Genomic DNA, 16,923 nt, shown 5'->3' on the forward strand with positions numbered 1-16,923 from the left:
CGACCATAGGCTCGTAGCCTCATTACTCCCTCCTCGTTACAGATGTGCGGTCCGCGGCTGGGACCGTGTGTTTGCCAACAAGGAGGAATAATGATCAAGAAGGTCGTCGCTGCTGCGGCAGTCACTGGTGGGCTGGTGCTCGCGGGCGCGGGCATGGCCGTCGCCGACTCGGGTGCCCAGGGTGCCGCGGTGAACTCCCCCGGCGTGATTTCGGGCAATGCCATTCAGGCGCCCGTCAGCGTGCCGGTGAACGCGTGCAGCCTTACGGTCTCCGCGATCGGGCTGTTGAACCCCGCCTTCGGCAACACCTGCGTCAACGTGTGACGTTGTTTCAGCCCCTCAGGGGCTGAACTGGCCTGGTGGCCTCGGAGTGCGCCCCACGTACTCCAGGGTCGCCGGGCAGCCTGCCCCGGCACCGAAGCCCGGAGGCAGTCCGGAAGGCAGAAGGCAGGGATCGAAGTTATGAGGCAGGTCACGCGCAAAGGCCTGATCACCGTGGCGGCAGCGGGCGGCGTGCTCGCGCTCGGCGGCGGCTACGCGCACGCGGACTCCGAAGCCGGAGCCACCGCGGCGAATTCTCCGGGCGTGCTGTCCGGAAACAACATTCAAGTTCCGGTGCATGTCCCGGTCAATCTGTGCGGGAACACCGTCAATGCCGTCGGGCTGCTCAATCCGGCCCTCGGCGGTAACTGCGCCAATACGTCGGACAACACGTCCGACGACGGCGGATTCGCGGGAGACGGGGACGACGCGGGATACAACGGATCCCACGGCGGTGTTTCCCTCGGCGGCGGCTCGCAGGCCGGCGGGTCCCACACGGGCGGCGGCGCGGTGAATTCCCCGGGCATCGGCTCGGGCAATTCCATCGAGCTGCCGATCGACCTTCCCGTGAACGTCTGTGGGAACGGCATCAGCGTCGTCGGCCTCGGCACTTCGGCGTCGGGTGGCGACTGCGAGAACGAGTCGCCCGTGGTCACCCCGGAGCAGCCCGAAGAGCCGGTCACCCCGGAGGCGCCGCCGGCCGGCGAGGTCGTCCCGCCCGCCCCGGAACCGCAGACAGCGGCGCCCCAGGAGCTGGCCCACACCGGTGCCGGTTCGCTCGGCATCGCCATCCCGGCGGCCGCGGGGCTGCTGCTCGCGGGCAGCGTCATCTACCGTCGCAGCCGAGCCGCGGCGTAGGCGAGCGCGTACGGACAGGGGCGGGCCTCGCGACAGCGGGGCCCGTTCTGTCGCTCTCACCAGGTGGCGCGCACCTGACGGATGATGCGCCGGCGCAGCCGCACTCTGCGGCTGCCGTCCCGGTGGAGGCTCAGACGGTCCAGTTCCCAGTGTCCGTACTCGGCGTGGTCGGTCAGCAGACGCGCCGCTTCCTTGCGGGAGACCCCGCGCGGCACGTACACGTCGACAAATTCGTATTCCGGCATCGCATCTATTGTGCGGGCAGAGCCCCGGTACGGATAGCGTCTGCTCTATGTCTGATGCTGCCCAGCCCACCGCTGCCGAGGTACGCGCCGCCGCCGAGGCGGTCAAGGTCGCCCTGGACCGCCACCTCGCGGCGGTCGAACGCCGCTCGGGTGAGGACGACCCGGCTGTCTCCGAGGCGTTCAACGCCCTCGCCGTCGCGGCCGAGGTCTACGACGAGCGGCTCTACAACCGGTACGACGAAGTCACCCCCTTTGAGATCCCCGAGCCGGACGACTCGCTGCCGCCGTACAACGGCCCCGAGGAGCCCAACGCCCTCACCGTGCTGAGCAGGCGCGATTACGCGGTGGTGGAGCCGCAGCGGCTGCTCGCCCAGGCGCAGCGCATCGCCGCTGTGGAAGGGGACGCCGACACCGGAGCTGTGGTGGGCAGCAGTGTGCATGCCGCCCTCGGCGTGCTCTTCGGTGAGTACGAACCGGACGAGATCGCCTCCAGGCACAAGGAATTCGGACTCGAAGAGGGTGATTCCACCCTTTGGGTGGCGGCGGCCGAAGATCTCCCCGAACCGGGGGAGTGGCTGAGCGCCCCCTTCGACCAGGCCGACCCCCAGCAGGTGGTCTGCCGGTTCGATGTGAGTTCGGTCTTCGACGAGGACGACCTCGACGCGGATCTGGACGATCTGGAGGAGCAGGACGCCTGATCCGGGCCGCCTGTGGCCATGGCCCGCGCCGGCGGTGACCGGCGCGGGCCGTCACTCCGGCCGGGCCGCCGGGGCGAGCAGACCCTCGATCAGAGGCCGCAGCCGGGTCGTGCGCTCCTGGGAGGGGATGCCGGCCACCGCCTTCGGCAGCGCCTGGTCGACGCCGTGGACGACGGACAGATGGCGCTCTCCCCGGCTGAAGGCCGTATAGACCCAGGGGCGGCTCAGCCCCTGGGCGGCGTCGCCGGGGAGCACCACGACCGCCGCGGGCCAGCGCATGCCCGCGGCCTGATGCGCGGTGAGCGCCCAGCCGTGGCGTACCGCCGACTCGACCCGTTCCCTGGGCACGACGACCGCCAGGCCCTCGCAGTCGAGCCGGAGCCCCTCGGTGTCCGCGGAGACCACCGAGCCCTGCTGTGTCCTGCCGGGCGAGGGGACATACGCGATCCTGTCCCCGGGGTCGAAGCCCCCGAACCGGCCGGGTCCCGGATTGAGCCGCTGCTTGAGCGCCGCGTTGAGCGCGCGGGTGCCGGCGGAACCGCCATGGCCCACCGTGATCACCTGTGTCTGCCCGGCGGCGACCCCGAAGGCGCGCGGCACTGAGTCCGCGACGAGCTGCACCGTGCGGTGCACCGCCTCGCCCGCGTCCCGCACCGGGACGATCACGACCTCCTTGCCGGGCGCCTCCACCGGAATCAGCTCACCGGCGCCGACACCGGAGACCAGCTCGCCGATCGGTCCGGGGTCCGGCGTGCGAGAGGCGATCCGCGGGCACACCCGGGCACCCAGCAGATCGGCGAACACCCGGCCCGCGCCCGCGGACCACAGCACTCCGGGATCACCGCTGAGCACCAGCCGGCTGCCGTCCGGCAGCGACTCCACGATCATCGCCGCCGTCTCCACGTCGAGCTGCGGCGCGTCGAGCACCACCAGAAGATCGAGCGCGAAGGTGCCGTCCGTGTCCCGCCCCGGGCCTTCCGTGCCGGCGAGCAGCCCGGACACGGTAACCGCCGCCGCGCCCAGCCGGTCGCGGCCGTTCTCACTGTGGACCGCGACGACCGCGCGCAGCCCGAGCGCCCCGGCGGCCTCTGCCAGGGCGACCGGCTCGGCGCGGGCGCCCTCACCGCCTGTGTGCAGGACGAGCCCATGGCCGGCGGAGGCGCGGATCAGCTCGGCCGCCGACTGACCGGCGGACGCCGCGGCCTCCTCCCAGGAGTCCTCGGGACCGGTCTTGACCAGCCGCGCGAGTCCGTCGGCCAGGCTTTCCTCGGCGAGGGCGTACCGGTCGAGGCCCAGCAGCACCGGCACCGGTGCCCCGGCCGGCTCCGCGCCGCCTTCTGTGCCCTCTGTGTCCGCCGTGTCGTCCTCGCCGCCCTCCGCCTCCGCTTCGAGGCCGTCCTGGAACACCAGCACGGCGCCTTCGGCGACGGCGTGCTGCACCGCCTCGTCGGGATCGGGCACCGCGTGCCCGGCCAGCGCGCCGCGCACCGCCGACGCCTCCAGCGCGGTGTGGCCCTGGAGCGCGGCCCGCTCCAGCAGCCAGCCGACGAGCGCCGCCGCCCGCCGCTCGTCGCCCGGACCGGTCGCCGCTCCGAGCAGGGCCCGCGCGAAACCGTCCGCCTGCTCCGGCCGCACGCCGGGCACGGCGAGCAGCCGCCAGGGGTCTGCGCGCAGCGCGTCCGCGGCCTGCTCGCCGAGCGTCGCGGAGAGCGGCCCCGCGAGCGCCTCGGGCGCGCCGCCCTCGGAGAGCACCGCCCGCACCGCGGACACGGTCCCGGCCGGGGCGGTCCGGGGCGCCCCGGCGGCTTCCTGGGGGCGTGGCGAGCCCTGCGCCGGCCGGGACGGCGCGGGCCCCGGAGCGGACGCGCGCAGCAAGGACGTGTCCACCGGGGCGCCGCTCTCGACCGCGCGCACGGCGGCGAGCAGATCGGCGGCCTGACCGCTCAGCTTGGCGCCGGCGGAGATGGGCCCGGCCTTCTCGGCCTTCCGCTGTTCGATCCGCTCCCGCAGCTCCCGCTGCGCCGCCAGCTCGGCCTCGGCCTCGGAGGGCGCCGGGGCGGCGGCCTCGGCCGATTCGGCGCCGGCCTCGCCCGTGCCCGCCGGGTCGCCCTCCGCGCCTCCTCCTTCCGCGCCGCCCGAGTCGTCCCTTTCGGCGTCGGTGTCGGCGTCGGTGTCGTCGCCGGCCTCGCTGTCGGTCCCGCCGTTCCCGGGGGGCGCCGCCGCTGCGGCCGTCCCCGCGGGCTCCGAGCCCGGGTCCGGTGCCGGGGCCGCGGGAGTCCGGCCTGTGTCGTCGGCCATGGGTCCGGCCTCCTCCTCGGCGGCGGTGTCGCGGTCCGTACTCACAGCGTGCTCCAGTCCTGGTCGGGATAGCGGTGCACGGGCGCCGACACATCGTCGAGCGCCTGGCAGATCTCGTCAGGAAGACTAAGGCTCTCCACTGACAGCGCGGCCGTGAGCTGCTGTATGTTGCGCGCGCCGATGATCGGGGCCACGACCCCCGGACGGTCCCTGATCCAGGCCAGCGCCACCCCCAGGGGTGTGGTGGCGAGGCCGTCCGCCGCCGTCGCGACCGCGTCCACGATCCGGCTCGCGGACTCGTCGAGGTAGGGCTCGACGAAGGGCGCCATCTGTTCGGAAGCGCCGCGCGAGTCCGGCGGAGTGGTGTGCCGGTACTTGCCGGTGAGCACTCCGCGCCCGAGCGGTGACGACGGCAGCAGTCCGACCTCCAGATCGATCGCGGCCGGCAGCACCTCGCGCTCCACCCCGCGCTGCACCAGGGAGTACTCCATCTGAGTGCTGGCCAGCCGGGTCCGTATGCCGGGGGCGGCGAGCTGCCAGGTGGCGGCCTTGGCGAGCTGCCAGCCGCAGAAGTTGGACACCCCCGCGTACCGGGCGCGTCCGCTGGTGACGGCGATGTCCAGCGCGTGGAGCGTCTCCTCCAGCGGTGTCGCGCTGTCGAAGGCGTGAATCTGCCACAGGTCGACGTAGTCCGTGCCGAGCCGCTCCAGCGACGCGTCCAGCGCGGCGAGCAGATGCCCCCGGGAGCCGTTGAAGCGCCGGTACGGATCCGGCACACTGCCGGCCTTGGTCGCGATGATCAGATCGCGCCGCGGTATGAGCCGTTCGACGAGCTTGCCGAGCAGATATTCGGCCTCCCCGCCGCCGTATACGTCGGCCGTGTCGACCAGCGTTCCGCCCGCCTCCCAGAATGTCTTCAACTGGTCGGCGGCGTCGTGCTCGTCGGTGTCCCGACCCCAGGTCAGGGTGCCGAGCCCGATCCGGGACACGCGCAGGCCGGTACGGCCGAGTTGCCTCTGCTCCATGGCTGCTGAGATTACTGGCCAAGACCCCACGCGGAGAGAACCTGTGGACAACCCACACCTGACGAATGCCAGTTCCGCGCGCTAGAGTCCCCGGCACAGGGCGACGTTACTGATCAGTAAGGGAGTGGTTATGCGGCTCGGCATCAACCTCGGGTACTGGGGCGCGGGGATGGACGGCGACAATCTCGCGGTCGCGCAGGAGGCCGACCGGCTCGGTTACGACGTCTGCTGGGCCGCCGAGGCGTACGGCTCCGACGCCCCGACCGTACTGAGCTGGGTCGCCGCGCAGACCGAGAGCATCGACGTCGGCTCCGCCATTCTCCAGATCCCGGCACGCCAGCCGGCGATGACCGCCATGACGGCGGCCACGCTCGACTCCCTCTCCGGCGGCCGTTTCCGACTCGGTCTCGGGGTCTCCGGCCCGCAGGTCTCCGAGGGCTGGTACGGCGTGACGTTCGACAAGCCCCTGGCCCGCACCCGGGAGTATGTCGAGATCGTCCGCAGGGCGATGTCCCGCGAGCGGCTGTCGTACGAGGGCGAGCACTGGACCCTCCCGCTGCCCGGCGGCCCCGGCAAGCCGCTGAAGCTCACCGTGCATCCGGAGCGTGAGCACATCCCGCTCTACATCGCCGCGATCGGCCCCAAGAATTTGGAGCAGACCGGTGAGATCGCCGACGGCGCCCTGCTGATCTTCCCTGCGGCGGAACACCTGGAGGACACGGCGATCAGGTATCTGCGGGCGGGCCGGGAGAAGGCCGGACTGACCATGGACGGTTTCGACGTGTGCCCCACGGTGCCGCTCGCGGTCGGCGACGACATCAACGCCCTGGCCGACGGCTTCCGTCCGTACACCGCGCTGTACGTGGGCGGCATGGGCAGCCGCAGGCAGAACTTCTACAACCAGCTCGCCCAGCGCATGGGGTACGAGAAGGAGGCCGCCGAGATCCAGGACAAGTACCTCTCGGGCGACAAGGACGGCGCGGCGGCGGCCGTACCGCACCAGCTCATCGACTCGACCACACTGCTCGGTCCGGTGGAGCGGATCGCCGACCGGATGCAGGCGTACGCCGCCGCCGGTGTCACCACGCTCACCCTCGCCCCGGCCGGCCTCACCCTCGACGAGCGGCTCGCCGCGCTGCGGGTCGGCACCGGCGCGCTGGAGCGGGCGGGTCTGGTGTCCTGACCCGCCGAGGGCCGGGCGGGAAATGCCGGACAGGGCCTGGCCGCGGGAGCCCCGGCCGGAGGTTCTGGGCCGTGGTGGGGGCTCGGGGGCCTCCCCGCCACGGCCGTCAGGTACAACAACGCGACCGGGGCCGCCCGGTTACGCGCCGGACGCCCCCGTGCGCTCCTTCTTTCGGCTCAGTCGGGCGCCGTCCCTGTTGCCTGTTGCCCCGCACCCCATTTGACTCGGTTTCTGCGGATGTCTGTATGGAGGTGCCCGTGATGCTCTCGGCCCGAAGCCTGTTCCAGGAAATCCTGGACGACGATCGTTCCTTCCGGCTCTTCTGCTCCATCGCGGCCAGCGGCGAGGCCCAGGGAGGCTGGGAGAACGGCCGGATCGCCGCTCTGGTGCCCCCGAGCATGCGCGATCTCGCCCCGAAGATCACCCGGCACGGCGCCGACGAGGACAAGCACGGGCGGATCTTCCACGCCCTGCTGAGGAAACGCGGTCTGGATCCGGTGGAGGTCCCGCCGGAGACCGACTACACGATGCTGCTGGAGCGCCGGGGCATCGGCCTCGCCCACGAGAAGCTCCACCGCGACGAGCCGCTGACCGAACAGGACATCCTCATCTATCTCGCGCACAGCCGGATCACCGAACAGCGGGCCGCCGACCAGATGGTGATGCTGATCAAGTACTTCGGCGACAACGCCGAGGTCGGCCGGGCCATCAGGATGATCAGCAACGACGAGGACAACCATCTCGCCTACTGCCACGAGGAGTTGCTGAGGCTGGCCGGGGAAGGACACGGCCGGACCATCCAGCGCGTCCTGCGGGAGTGCGCCCTGGTCGAGATCCAGGTCTACCACCAGGTCGGGCTCGCGGTGATGGAGCGGATGGGCCGGCTGCTCGGCTGGCCCGCGCCCAAGGCCGCGCTGCTCGCCGCGGGGATCCACAGCGTGTACGCGTACGAACGGCTGGCCGGCTGGCGCAAGATGGTCACCCTCACGATGCCGGAGCGGCGCGACGCCCTGGGCGGACCGGCGACCGTGGCGCCGGTCATCTAGCGTCCGTGGGGGCGGAAGGGGTGCCGCGGCGTCAGAGCCAGCCGCGGCGTTTGAATGTGCGGTGCAGCCCGATGATCAGGGCGATCATCAGGCAGAGCACGGCGGGATACCCCCATACCGTTCCCAGCTCCGGCATGTGCCGGAAGTTCATGCCGTAGATTCCGGCGATCAGCGTGGGGACGGCGGCCATGGCCGCCCACGCGGAGATCTTCCGCATGTCGTCGTTCTGCCGCACGCCCATCTGCGCGAGATGCGCCGACAGGATGTCGGTGAGCAGCCGGTCGAGCCCCTCCACCTGTTCGTTGGCATGCAGCAGATGGTCGTTGACGTCCCGGAAGAACGGCTGCGAACGCTGGTGGACGAACGGCACGCCCGCGCTCGCCAGCCGGGCCATCGGCGCCGCCAGCGGTCCGCTGGCGCGGCGGAACTCCAGCACCTGCCGCTTGAAGCCGTAGATGCGCGCGGCGGTCGGTGTACCGGAGGCCGATGACGTCCCCCGGCCGCCGCTGTCGGGCGCGAAGACCTCCGCCTCCAGCTCCTCCAGGTCGACCTGGAGCTCCACGGCCACCTCGATGTAGTGGTCCACGATCGCGTCGCTGATCGCGTACAGGACCGAGGTGGGGCCGTGCTTGAGGACCTCCGGCTCCGCCTCCAGCCGCTGCCGTACGACGCTGAGCGCCGCTCCTTCGCCGTGTCTGACCGTCACGACGAAGGAGTCGCCTATGAAGACCATCAGCTCACCGGTGGTGACCGTGTCGGTCTCCGACTCGTACGCCACCGGCTTGAGGACCACGAAGAGCGAGTCGTCGTAGACCTCCAGCTTCGGCCGCTGATGGGCGGTGAGCGCGTCCTCCACGGCCAGCGGATGCAGCCCGAACTCGCTGCTCACCATGCCGAACTCCTTCTCCGTCGGCTCATGCAGCCCGAGCCAGAGAAACGCGTCCCCCTCGGCCCGCGCCTCGTCGAGGGCATCGGAGAAGTCGGCGGGTCCGTCGGTGCGGCGCCCGTCCCGGTAAATGGCACAATCCACGATCACGGCGCGCATTCTTCCCCCTCTTGGGCCCGGCCGCACCTCCGGACCGCCGGAGGCTTACGCTGGCGGGCATGGCCACGTTGATCCTCGTACGTCATGGACGGTCCACCGCCAACACCGCGGGTCTGCTCGCGGGCTGGACACCGGGGGTGGCCCTCGACGAGCGGGGCAACGCCCAGGCGGCCGCGCTGCCCGCACGACTGGCGGACGTGCCGATCGCCGCCGTCGTCACCAGCCCCCTCCAGCGCTGCCGGGAGACGATCCAGCCGCTGCTGGACGCCAGGCCCGGTCTGGAGGCACAGGCCGACGAGCGGATCGGCGAGTGCCACTACGGCGACTGGTCGGGCCGCAAGCTCGCCGAACTGACCGACGAGCCGCTGATGAAGGTCGTACAGCAGCACCCCTCGGCGGCGGCGTTCCCCGGCGGCGAGTCGATGCGCGCGATGCAGGCGCGTGCCGTGGAGGCGGTACGCGACTGGAACGCCCGCGTCGAGGAGGAGCACGGCGAGGACGCCGTCTTCCTGATGTGCTCGCACGGAGACATCATCAAGGCGATCGTGGCGGACGCCCTGGGCATGCATCTCGATCTCTTCCAGCGGATCCATGTCGACCCGTGTTCGGTGACGGCTGTCCGGTACACCCGCCTGCGTCCTTATCTGACACGGCTCGGGGACACGGGCGATCTGGCCGGACTGGCACCGCGTGAGGACGCGACCGGCGGGGCCGGGGCCGTAGGAGGCGGCGCGGGAGCACCGTGATCGCTCCGCGCAGTAGGGTGGACGCGCCGTCCGCGCGATCCAGGGTGACCTCCCGGGACACCCGGTCCGCCCCAGCCCGTTTCCGCCGATTCCCAAGGGAGACAGAACGTGTCCCGTCAGGTGTACCTCTACGACCCACCGGACCGTTTCGTGGCCGGTACGGTCGGGCTGCCTGGACGCCGTACGTTCTTCCTGCAGGCTTCCGCCGCAGGGCGCGTCACCAGCGTCGCCCTGGAGAAGACTCAGGTCGCCGCGCTCGCCGAGCGGATCGACGAACTGCTCGACGAGGTGGTACGCCGTACCGGTGGCAACGCCCCCGTACCGGCCATGGCGCCCTCCGACGTCGCTGACTCCGCTCCGCTCGACGCGCCCGTCGAGGAGGAGTTCCGGGTCGGCACGATGGCGCTGGCCTGGGACGGCGACGAGCAGCGCATGATCGTCGAGGCCCAGGCGCTCGTCGAGCTCGACGCCGACACCGACGAGGATCTCGCCGAGGCCGAGGAGCGACTGCTCCAGGACGAGGAGAACGGTCCGCCGATGCTCCGCGTGCGGCTGACCGGCTCCCAGGCCCGCGCGTTCGCCAAGCGCGCCCTGGACGTGGTCAACGCGGGCCGGCCGCCGTGCCCGCTGTGCAGCCTGCCGCTCGACCCGGAAGGACACGTATGCCCGCGCCAGAACGGATACCGCCGGGGAGCGTGACCGTGACCGATCTGCTCGCCAAGGGCGAACTGACCGTTCGCGGCCGGATCCGTGAGGCGTCCAACGCGGTGCTCTACTGCTCCGTCGCCTACGAGGGCGTGGAGGCGCACTGCGTCTACAAGCCCGTCGCCGGGGAGCGGCCCCTGTGGGACTTCCCCGACGGGACTCTCGCCCAGCGTGAGGTGGCGGCGTACGAGGTCTCCGAGGCGACCGGCTGGGCCCTCGTGCCGCCCACCGTGCTGCGGGACGGCCCGTACGGCCAGGGGATGTGCCAGCTCTGGATCGAGGCCGACACCGGCGAGGACGCCGCGCAGTTGCTCGCCCTCGTCGAGGAGGACGAGCCGGGCGAGGGCTGGAAGGCGATCGGCTTCGCCGAGGTCGAGGAGGGGCGGACGGCCCTCCTGGTGCACGCCGACGACGAGCGGCTGCGGCGCCTCGCCGTGCTCGACGCCGTCATCAACAACGGTGACCGCAAGGGCGGTCATCTGCTGGCCGCGCCCGAGGGCCGGCTCTACGGCATCGACCACGGCGTCACCTTCAACGTGGACGACAAGCTCCGCACCCTGCTGTGGGGCTGGGCCGGTGAACCTCTGACCGACGAGGTGCTGCGGGTGCTGGAGCGGCTGGAGGACGCGCTGGCGGACGGCTCGCCGCTGGCCACCCGGCTGGCCGAACTCATCACCGCGGCCGAGACCGAGGCCGTCCGGGCGCGGGTCCGTGAGCTGCGCCGGACCGGCCGTCACCCCGAGCCCTCCGGCCAGTGGCCGGCCATTCCCTGGCCTCCTGTCTGAGACCCGCGGGGGCCCCCTGTCCGAGACCCGTGAGTGAGGGCCGACCGGCCCACGGCGCGTCGCACGGAAGGGGCCCGACGGCCGGACACCCCATCCGGTTCGTATCCGGAACTTCCATCCGGTTACGCTCAGGACATGCATGCCTGGCCCGCTTCCGAGGTCCCCGCCCTGCCTGGCAAGGGCCGCGACCTCAGGATTCACGACACCTCGACCAATGGCCGAGTCACCCTCGAGCCTGGTCCCGTCGCCCGTATCTACGTCTGCGGCATCACACCGTACGACGCGACCCACATGGGTCACGCGGCGACCTACAACGCGTTCGACCTCGTTCAGCGCGTGTGGCTCGACACCAAGCGGCAGGTTCACTATGTCCAGAACGTGACCGATGTCGACGATCCTCTGCTGGAGCGGGCGCAGCGCGACGGAGAGGACTGGGTCGGGCTCGCCGAGCGTGAGACGGCGCTCTTCCGCGAGGACATGACGGCGCTGCGGATGCTGCCGCCCCAGCACTACATCGGCGCCGTCGAGGCGATACCGGGCATCGTGCCGCTGGTGGAGCGGCTGCGCGAGGCCGGGGCCGCGTACGACCTCGAAGGTGACGTCTACTTCTCGGTGGAGGCCGATCCGCACTTCGGTGAGGTCTCCCGTCTCGACACCGAAGCCATGCGGCTGCTCTCCGCCGAGCGCGGCGGCGATCCCGACCGCCCCGGCAAGAAGAACCCGCTGGACCCGATCCTCTGGATGGCCGCCCGTCCGGGCGAGCCGAGCTGGGACGGGGGCACCCTGGGCCGTGGCAGGCCCGGCTGGCACATCGAGTGCGTGGCCATCGCCCTCGACCATCTCGGCATGGGCTTCGACGTCCAGGGCGGCGGCAGCGATCTGGCCTTTCCGCACCACGAGATGGGCGCGTCCCACGCCCAGGCGCTGACCGGTGACCATCCGTTCGCGCGGACCTATGTGCACGCCGGCATGGTCGCCCTGGACGGCGAGAAGATGTCGAAGTCCAAGGGCAATCTGGTCTTCGTGTCGACGCTGCGCCGCGACGGGGTGGATCCGGCGGCGATCCGTCTCGCGCTGCTCGCGCACCACTACCGCTCCGACTGGGAGTGGACGGACCAGGTCCTCCAGGACGCCGTGGACCGGCTGGCCCGCTGGAGGGCGGCGGTGTCGCGGCCCGACGGCCCCTCGGCGGACGCGGTCGTGGAGGAGATCCGCGAGGCGCTGGCGGACGATCTGGACGCTCCTTCGGCGCTCGCCGCCGTCGACCGCTGGGCGGAGCTCCAGGGCTCCACGGGCGGTACGGACGAGGGAGCGCCGGGCGTGGTGTCGCGCTCGGTCGACGCCCTTCTCGGAGTGGCGCTGTAGGGTCTGTTGCGAAAAAACGGAGCGGGGCGGCGCCGGAAGGCACCGCCCCGCTCCGTCGTGAGGCTGTCCGTTGTGAGGCTGTCAGGGCTCCGTTGCCGGGCCGCTGTCCGGGCTCAGTCCTCCGATGAATCTTCCCCGTCGTCCGGCTCGGCACCGGATCCGGACTCGGGACCCGGCTCCGGGTCCGTACCCGCCTCCGGGCCGCCGCGCGAGGGCCGCTGGGGCCTGCCCCGGCCGCCCGACGCGTCGCGCAGATACGACGAGCCGTCACCGCTCTCCGTGGCGTGGCCGCCGGGCGCCTGGCCCGGACCGCCGTCCCGCCGCCGCAGATACCGCTCGAATTCCCGTGCGATCGCCTCGCCGGACGCCTCGGGCAGCTCGGCGGTGTCCCGCGCCTCCTCCAGCGTCTGGACGTACTCCGCCACCTCGCTGTCCTCGGCGGCCAGTTGGTCCACACCGAGCTGCCAGGCGCGTGCGTCCTCGGCCAGCTCACCCAGCGGGATACGGAGGCCGACCAGGTCCTCAAGGCGGTTCAGCAGCGCCAGCGTCGCCTTGGGGTTGGGCGGCTGCGACACATAGTGCGGCACCGCGGCCCACAGACTCACCGCCGGTACGCCCGCGTGCGTGCACGCCTCCTGGAGGATGCCGACGATGCCGGTCGGCCCCTCGTACCGGGTCTCCTCCAGGTCCATCGTCCTGGCCAGGTCCGCGTCCGAGGTGATCCCGCTGACCGGCACCGGCCGGGTGTGCGGGGTGTCGCCGAGCAGCGCGCCCAGGATGACCACCATCTCCACGCCCAGCTCATGGGCGAAGCCCAGCAGCTCGTTGCAGAACGACCGCCAGCGCATGGACGGCTCGATGCCGCGGACCAGCACCAGGTCACGGGGTTTCTCCCCGCCCACCCGCACCACGGAGAGCCGGGTGGTCGGCCAGGTGATCTTCCGTACGCCGCCGTCCAGGTAGACCGTGGGCCGGTTGACCTGGAAGTCGTAGTAGTCCTCGGCGTCCAGCGCCGCGAACACCTCGCCCTTCCACTCCCGGTCCAGATGCGCGACCGCTGTGGAGGCTGCGTCGCCCGCGTCGTTCCAGCCCTCGAACGCGGCCACCATGACCGGGTCGATCAGCTCGGGAACCCCCTCGAGCTCGATCACCCAGTGCCTCCTTCCGAAGTTCCCTTTCGTACGCACCAACCTTACGGCTTTCCCGCAGCTCGCCCGCAGCCCGTGTCCGCCGGGGTGAACTTCGCCGTACGGGGGCATAGGTCCGGGAGCCGGGGCTTCTCCACCCGCATTCATCCGAGCTGTGATCGTAAATTTACTCCCGCCCCTGGACTATCGGGTCTCAACGGCGCTATACATCGGATGACCAGAAGAGGTCCGATGTTCTTCTCAGGGGGGCGTGCATGAGTCAGACCGTCACGGGGTTCGAGGTTCACGACATCCGTTTTCCCACCTCGGAACAGCTCGACGGCTCCGACGCCATGAACCCGGATCCCGACTACTCCGCCGCCTATGTGGTCCTGCGTACCGAGGACGGCGCCGAGGGCCACGGTTTCTGCTTCACCATCGGGCGCGGCAACGAGGTGACGGCCGCCGCCATCGAGGCGCTGCGGCCCTATGTCGTCGGGCGCCGGGCCCCGCACACCGCGGCCGATCTCGCCGCGCTCTCCTTCGAGCTGACCCATGACTCGCAGCTCCGCTGGCTCGGCCCGGAGAAGGGCGTGATGCACATGGCGGCGGGCGCCGTCATCAACGCCGCCTGGGACCTGGCCGCCAAGAACGCGTCCAAGCCGGTCTGGGAGTTCCTCGCCGGGATGACGCCCGAGGAACTCGTCTCGCTCGTCGACTTCCGCTATCTCTCCGACGCGCTCACGCCGGACGAGGCGCTGGCCATCCTGCGCGCCGCCGAGCCGGGCCGCGAGGAGCGGGCCGCCCGGCTGAGAGCCGAGGGATACCCCGCGTACACGACGTCGCCGGGCTGGCTCGGCTACTCCGACACCAAGCTGGTCACGCTCGCCGAGCAGGCGGTCGCCGACGGCTTCGAACAGATCAAGCTCAAGGTGGGCGGCGACCTCGACGACGACGTGCGCCGGATGAAGCTCGCCCGCGCGGCGGTCGGCCCCGGGATCCGGATCGCCGTCGACGCCAACCAGCGCTGGGACGTGTCCGACGCGGTGCGCTGGATGTCCGCCCTCGCGCCCTACGAACCGCACTGGATCGAGGAGCCGACCAGCCCCGACGACATCCTCGGGCACGCCGCGATCAGGGCCGGTCAGCCCGTCAAGGTGGCCACCGGCGAGCATGTCGCCAACCGGGTCGTCTTCAAGCAGCTTCTCCAGGCCGGAGCCGTCGACTTCGTCCAGATCGACGCCGCGCGCGTCGCGGGCGTCAACGAGAACCTGGCGATCCTGCTGCTCGCGGCCAAGTACGGGGTGCCCGTCTGCCCGCACGCCGGCGGTGTCGGACTCTGCGAACTCGTCCAGCACCTCTCGATGTTCGACTACGTCGCCGTGTCGGGGAGCCGGGAGGACCGCGTCATCGAGTATGTCGACCACCTCCACGAGCACTTCGCCGACCCCGTCGTGATCGAGTCGGGGCACTACACCGCTCCGGTCGCACCGGGCTTCTCCGCAAGGATGCTGCCCGAGTCGATCGCCGAACACAGCTATCCGGACGGGCCTGTGTGGCAGGCTCGCCGCACCATCGAGGAGATCAGTTCATGACGGCGGTACAGGTACGCGATTTCGAGGGGCTCGCCGCCCTGGTCACCGGCGGTGCCTCGGGCATCGGCGCGGCCATCGCGACGCTGCTGCTGGAGCGGGGCGCGCGGGTCGCCGTCCTCGACCGCGAGACCGCGGGCGCCCCCGCCGGGACGCTGGCACTCAAGGCCGACGTCACCGACGACGCCGCCGTGCGCGCGGCGGTGGACGCGGCGGCCGAGGAGTTCGGCGCGCTGCACACGGTCGTCTCCAACGCGGGCATCGGCGCCATCGGCACGGTCGTGGACAACTCCGACGACGAGTGGCGGCGGGTCCTCGACATCAATGTGCTCGGGATGGTCCGTACCGCCCGGCACGCCGTGCCCCATCTGCGCCGCGCCGCCGCCGGCCGGCCGGGCTGTGTCTCGATCACCCAGACCTGCTCCATCGCCGCCACCGCCGGTCTGCCCCAGCGCGCCCTGTACAGCGCCAGCAAGGGCGCGGTCCTGTCGCTGACCCTGGCCATGGCCGCCGACCATGTGCGCGAGGGCATCCGGGTCAACTGCGTCAACCCCGGTACCGCCGACACTCCCTGGATCGGCCGACTGCTCGACCAGGCCCAGGACCCGGCGGCCGAACGCGCCGCACTCGAAGCGCGCCAGCCCACGGGACGGCTGGTCGGCGCCGACGAGGTGGCCGCGGCCGTCGCCTATCTCGCCAGCCCCGCCGCAGCCGCCGTCACGGGCACGGCGCTCGCGGTCGACGGTGGAATGCAGGGCCTGCGCCTGCGTCCCGCCACCTGAGCCGACACTCACCTAAGGACGGACATCCATGCCGCGACAGACCGTGGGGCGCCTCCCACTCGGCAGATTGCGTACAACCAGTGCCTCGGCCTGCGCTTTGCTTGTGGCCGTCACGGCCCTGGCAGGCTGCAACCGTGACCAGGAGGCCGGCGCCGACGGCGGCGGCAAGGTCGGTATCGACCTGCCGCGCAATGACAGTGACTTCTGGAACTCGTACCAGCAGTACGTGGAGAAGGGCGTCACGGCCGGCGAGGTCGACGCCCTTCCGCTGACGAACTCGCAGAACGACATCGGCAAGCTCGTCTCCAATGTGCAGGTGTTCACCGATCAGGGTGCCAAGGCGGTGATCATGGCGCCGCAGGACACCGGCGCGATAGCCGAGACGCTCCAGACGCTGAGCGAGAAGAAGGTCCCGGTCATCAGCGTGGACACCCGGCCCGACAAGGGCGATGTCTACATGGTCGTACGCGCCGACAACCGCGCCTACGGCGAGAAGGCCTGCCAGTACCTGGGCGAGCAGCTCAAGGGCAAGGGCAAGGTCGTCGAATTCCAGGGCGACCTCGCCTCCATCAACGGCCGTGACCGGTCGGAGGCGTTCAAGTCCTGCATGGACCAGAAGTTCCCGGGCATCGAGGTCTTCGAGCTGGCCACGGACTGGAAGGGCGACGTGGCGTCGGCCAAGCTCCAGTCCACGCTCGCCGCGCACCCGGACATCAACGGCATCTACATGCAGGCGGGCGGTGTCTTCCTGCAGCCGACGCTGGCGCTGCTGGAGCAGAAGAAGCTCCTCAAGGCCCCCGGGGCCCCGGGACACATCACGATCATCTCCAACGACGGCATCCCCGAGGAACTGGACGCCATCCGCGAGGGGAAGATCGACGCCACCGTCTCCCAGCCGGCCGACCTGTACGCCAAGTACGCGCTGTACTGGGCCAAGGAGGCGCTCGCGGGCACGGCTCCCAAGGAGGGTGCGACCGACCACGAGTCCACGGTCATCAAGATCCCCAACGGCTTCGAGGACCAGCTCCCCGCGCCCCTGGTGACCAAGGAGAACGTGGACGACCCGAAGCTGTGGGCCAACCAGCTGGAGAAGAAGAGCTAA

At 71.2% G+C, this 16,923-nt stretch carries 17 protein-coding genes; 12 read left to right on the top strand and 5 right to left on the bottom strand.

The annotated features are described in order from the left end of the window. Positions 1-90: 90 nt before the first annotated feature. Positions 91-324 (top strand): chaplin, encoded by a 234-nt coding sequence (locus ABZ707_RS26635; RefSeq protein ID WP_360179661.1) that lies wholly within the window; start codon positions 91-93, stop codon positions 322-324. A 138-nt stretch (positions 325-462) separates the two neighbouring features. Beyond that, positions 463-1,179 (top strand): chaplin, encoded by a 717-nt coding sequence (locus tag ABZ707_RS26640; RefSeq protein WP_360179663.1) that lies wholly within the window; start codon positions 463-465, stop codon positions 1,177-1,179. Positions 1,180-1,235: 56 nt separating this feature from the next. On the opposite strand, the gene ABZ707_RS26645 is transcribed toward ABZ707_RS26640, so the two are convergent. Continuing rightward, complete coding sequence (locus ABZ707_RS26645; protein ID WP_030354641.1) at positions 1,236-1,424, bottom strand: DUF5703 family protein; 189 nt, start codon at positions 1,422-1,424, stop codon at positions 1,236-1,238. Between the two features lie 47 nt (positions 1,425-1,471). Here ABZ707_RS26645 and ABZ707_RS26650 point away from each other — a divergent pair, with 47 nt between their 5' ends. Next, a complete protein-coding gene (locus ABZ707_RS26650) occupies positions 1,472-2,122 on the top strand; it encodes a hypothetical protein (RefSeq protein WP_319679320.1) in 651 nt (216 codons plus the stop codon). Positions 2,123-2,173: 51 nt separating this feature from the next. On the opposite strand, the gene ABZ707_RS26655 is transcribed toward ABZ707_RS26650, so the two are convergent. Together ABZ707_RS26655 and ABZ707_RS26660 are read right to left on the bottom strand one after the other, a co-directional pair. After that, positions 2,174-4,420 carry an ATP-dependent RecD-like DNA helicase gene (locus ABZ707_RS26655; protein ID WP_360179846.1) on the bottom strand — a complete coding sequence of 749 codons (2,247 nt, stop codon included), beginning with the start codon at positions 4,418-4,420 and terminating at the stop codon, positions 2,174-2,176. Between the two features lie 41 nt (positions 4,421-4,461). Continuing rightward, on the bottom strand, positions 4,462-5,445 hold the full coding sequence (locus tag ABZ707_RS26660) for an aldo/keto reductase (protein ID WP_360179665.1): 984 nt from the start codon (positions 5,443-5,445) through the stop codon (positions 4,462-4,464). A 130-nt stretch (positions 5,446-5,575) separates the two neighbouring features. On the opposite strand from ABZ707_RS26660, the gene ABZ707_RS26665 reads away from it, so the two are divergent. Beyond that, a complete protein-coding gene (locus ABZ707_RS26665) occupies positions 5,576-6,628 on the top strand; it encodes an LLM class F420-dependent oxidoreductase (RefSeq protein ID WP_360179667.1) in 1,053 nt (350 codons plus the stop codon). A 260-nt stretch (positions 6,629-6,888) separates the two neighbouring features. Next, positions 6,889-7,674 (top strand): ferritin-like domain-containing protein, encoded by a 786-nt coding sequence (locus ABZ707_RS26670; RefSeq protein WP_360179848.1) that lies wholly within the window; start codon positions 6,889-6,891, stop codon positions 7,672-7,674. Between the two features lie 31 nt (positions 7,675-7,705). On the opposite strand, the gene corA is transcribed toward ABZ707_RS26670, so the two are convergent. After that, complete coding sequence (corA, locus tag ABZ707_RS26675) at positions 7,706-8,719, bottom strand: magnesium/cobalt transporter CorA (protein WP_360179669.1); 1,014 nt, start codon at positions 8,717-8,719, stop codon at positions 7,706-7,708. Between the two features lie 59 nt (positions 8,720-8,778). Between corA and ABZ707_RS26680 the strand changes: the two genes are divergently transcribed. The 4 genes from ABZ707_RS26680 (at position 8,779) to mshC (ending at position 12,320) form a co-directional block, all read left to right on the top strand. Continuing rightward, positions 8,779-9,465: a histidine phosphatase family protein gene (locus tag ABZ707_RS26680; RefSeq protein ID WP_360179671.1), complete on the top strand. Its 687-nt coding sequence runs from the start codon at positions 8,779-8,781 to the stop codon at positions 9,463-9,465. Between the two features lie 108 nt (positions 9,466-9,573). Next, complete coding sequence (locus ABZ707_RS26685; protein WP_360179673.1) at positions 9,574-10,164, top strand: DUF3090 domain-containing protein; 591 nt, start codon at positions 9,574-9,576, stop codon at positions 10,162-10,164. Beyond that, positions 10,128-10,955: an SCO1664 family protein gene (locus ABZ707_RS26690; protein ID WP_360179675.1), complete on the top strand. Its 828-nt coding sequence runs from the start codon at positions 10,128-10,130 to the stop codon at positions 10,953-10,955. Before ABZ707_RS26685 ends, ABZ707_RS26690 begins: the two co-directional genes overlap by 37 nt. Positions 10,956-11,090: 135 nt before the next feature. Next, a complete protein-coding gene (mshC, locus tag ABZ707_RS26695; protein WP_360179677.1) occupies positions 11,091-12,320 on the top strand; it encodes a cysteine--1-D-myo-inosityl 2-amino-2-deoxy-alpha-D-glucopyranoside ligase in 1,230 nt (409 codons plus the stop codon). A gap of 113 nt (positions 12,321-12,433) precedes the next feature. Here mshC and ABZ707_RS26700 read toward each other — a convergent pair whose 3' ends face one another. Next, positions 12,434-13,471: a PAC2 family protein gene (locus tag ABZ707_RS26700; protein WP_360179679.1), complete on the bottom strand. Its 1,038-nt coding sequence runs from the start codon at positions 13,469-13,471 to the stop codon at positions 12,434-12,436. 251 nt (positions 13,472-13,722) lie between these two features. Here ABZ707_RS26700 and ABZ707_RS26705 point away from each other — a divergent pair, with 251 nt between their 5' ends. From ABZ707_RS26705 to ABZ707_RS26715, 3 genes are read left to right on the top strand one after another with little or no spacing between them, the layout of a single operon-like run. Continuing rightward, on the top strand, positions 13,723-15,042 hold the full coding sequence (locus ABZ707_RS26705; protein WP_360179681.1) for an enolase C-terminal domain-like protein: 1,320 nt from the start codon (positions 13,723-13,725) through the stop codon (positions 15,040-15,042). After that, the gene (locus ABZ707_RS26710; protein WP_360179683.1) at positions 15,039-15,821 is read left to right on the top strand and encodes an SDR family oxidoreductase; all 783 of its coding nucleotides are present in this window, start codon (positions 15,039-15,041) and stop codon (positions 15,819-15,821) included. The genes ABZ707_RS26705 and ABZ707_RS26710 overlap by 4 nt, the downstream gene beginning before the upstream one ends. Before the next feature lie 28 nt (positions 15,822-15,849). Beyond that, on the top strand, positions 15,850-16,923 hold the full coding sequence (locus tag ABZ707_RS26715) for a sugar ABC transporter substrate-binding protein (protein WP_360179685.1): 1,074 nt from the start codon (positions 15,850-15,852) through the stop codon (positions 16,921-16,923).

The organism is Streptomyces sp. NPDC006923 (assembly GCF_040635655.1).
GTDB lineage: Bacteria > Actinomycetota > Actinomycetes > Streptomycetales > Streptomycetaceae > Streptomyces.

Coding starts and splice junctions, on each gene's coding strand:
- ABZ707_RS26690 (WP_360179675.1), top strand. CDS start 10,128: ATGCCCGCGCCAGAACGGATACCGCCGGGGAGCGTGACCGTGACCGAT.
- ABZ707_RS26640 (WP_360179663.1), top strand. CDS start 463: ATGAGGCAGGTCACGCGCAAAGGCCTGATCACCGTGGCGGCAGCGGGC.
- corA (WP_360179669.1), bottom strand. CDS start 8,719: ATGCGCGCCGTGATCGTGGATTGTGCCATTTACCGGGACGGGCGCCGC.
- ABZ707_RS26665 (WP_360179667.1), top strand. CDS start 5,576: ATGCGGCTCGGCATCAACCTCGGGTACTGGGGCGCGGGGATGGACGGC.
- ABZ707_RS26680 (WP_360179671.1), top strand. CDS start 8,779: ATGGCCACGTTGATCCTCGTACGTCATGGACGGTCCACCGCCAACACC.
- ABZ707_RS26660 (WP_360179665.1), bottom strand. CDS start 5,445: ATGGAGCAGAGGCAACTCGGCCGTACCGGCCTGCGCGTGTCCCGGATC.
- ABZ707_RS26655 (WP_360179846.1), bottom strand. CDS start 4,420: ATGGCCGACGACACAGGCCGGACTCCCGCGGCCCCGGCACCGGACCCG.
- mshC (WP_360179677.1), top strand. CDS start 11,091: ATGCATGCCTGGCCCGCTTCCGAGGTCCCCGCCCTGCCTGGCAAGGGC.
- ABZ707_RS26715 (WP_360179685.1), top strand. CDS start 15,850: ATGCCGCGACAGACCGTGGGGCGCCTCCCACTCGGCAGATTGCGTACA.
- ABZ707_RS26710 (WP_360179683.1), top strand. CDS start 15,039: ATGACGGCGGTACAGGTACGCGATTTCGAGGGGCTCGCCGCCCTGGTC.
- ABZ707_RS26670 (WP_360179848.1), top strand. CDS start 6,889: ATGCTCTCGGCCCGAAGCCTGTTCCAGGAAATCCTGGACGACGATCGT.
- ABZ707_RS26645 (WP_030354641.1), bottom strand. CDS start 1,424: ATGCCGGAATACGAATTTGTCGACGTGTACGTGCCGCGCGGGGTCTCC.
- ABZ707_RS26635 (WP_360179661.1), top strand. CDS start 91: ATGATCAAGAAGGTCGTCGCTGCTGCGGCAGTCACTGGTGGGCTGGTG.
- ABZ707_RS26705 (WP_360179681.1), top strand. CDS start 13,723: ATGAGTCAGACCGTCACGGGGTTCGAGGTTCACGACATCCGTTTTCCC.
- ABZ707_RS26650 (WP_319679320.1), top strand. CDS start 1,472: ATGTCTGATGCTGCCCAGCCCACCGCTGCCGAGGTACGCGCCGCCGCC.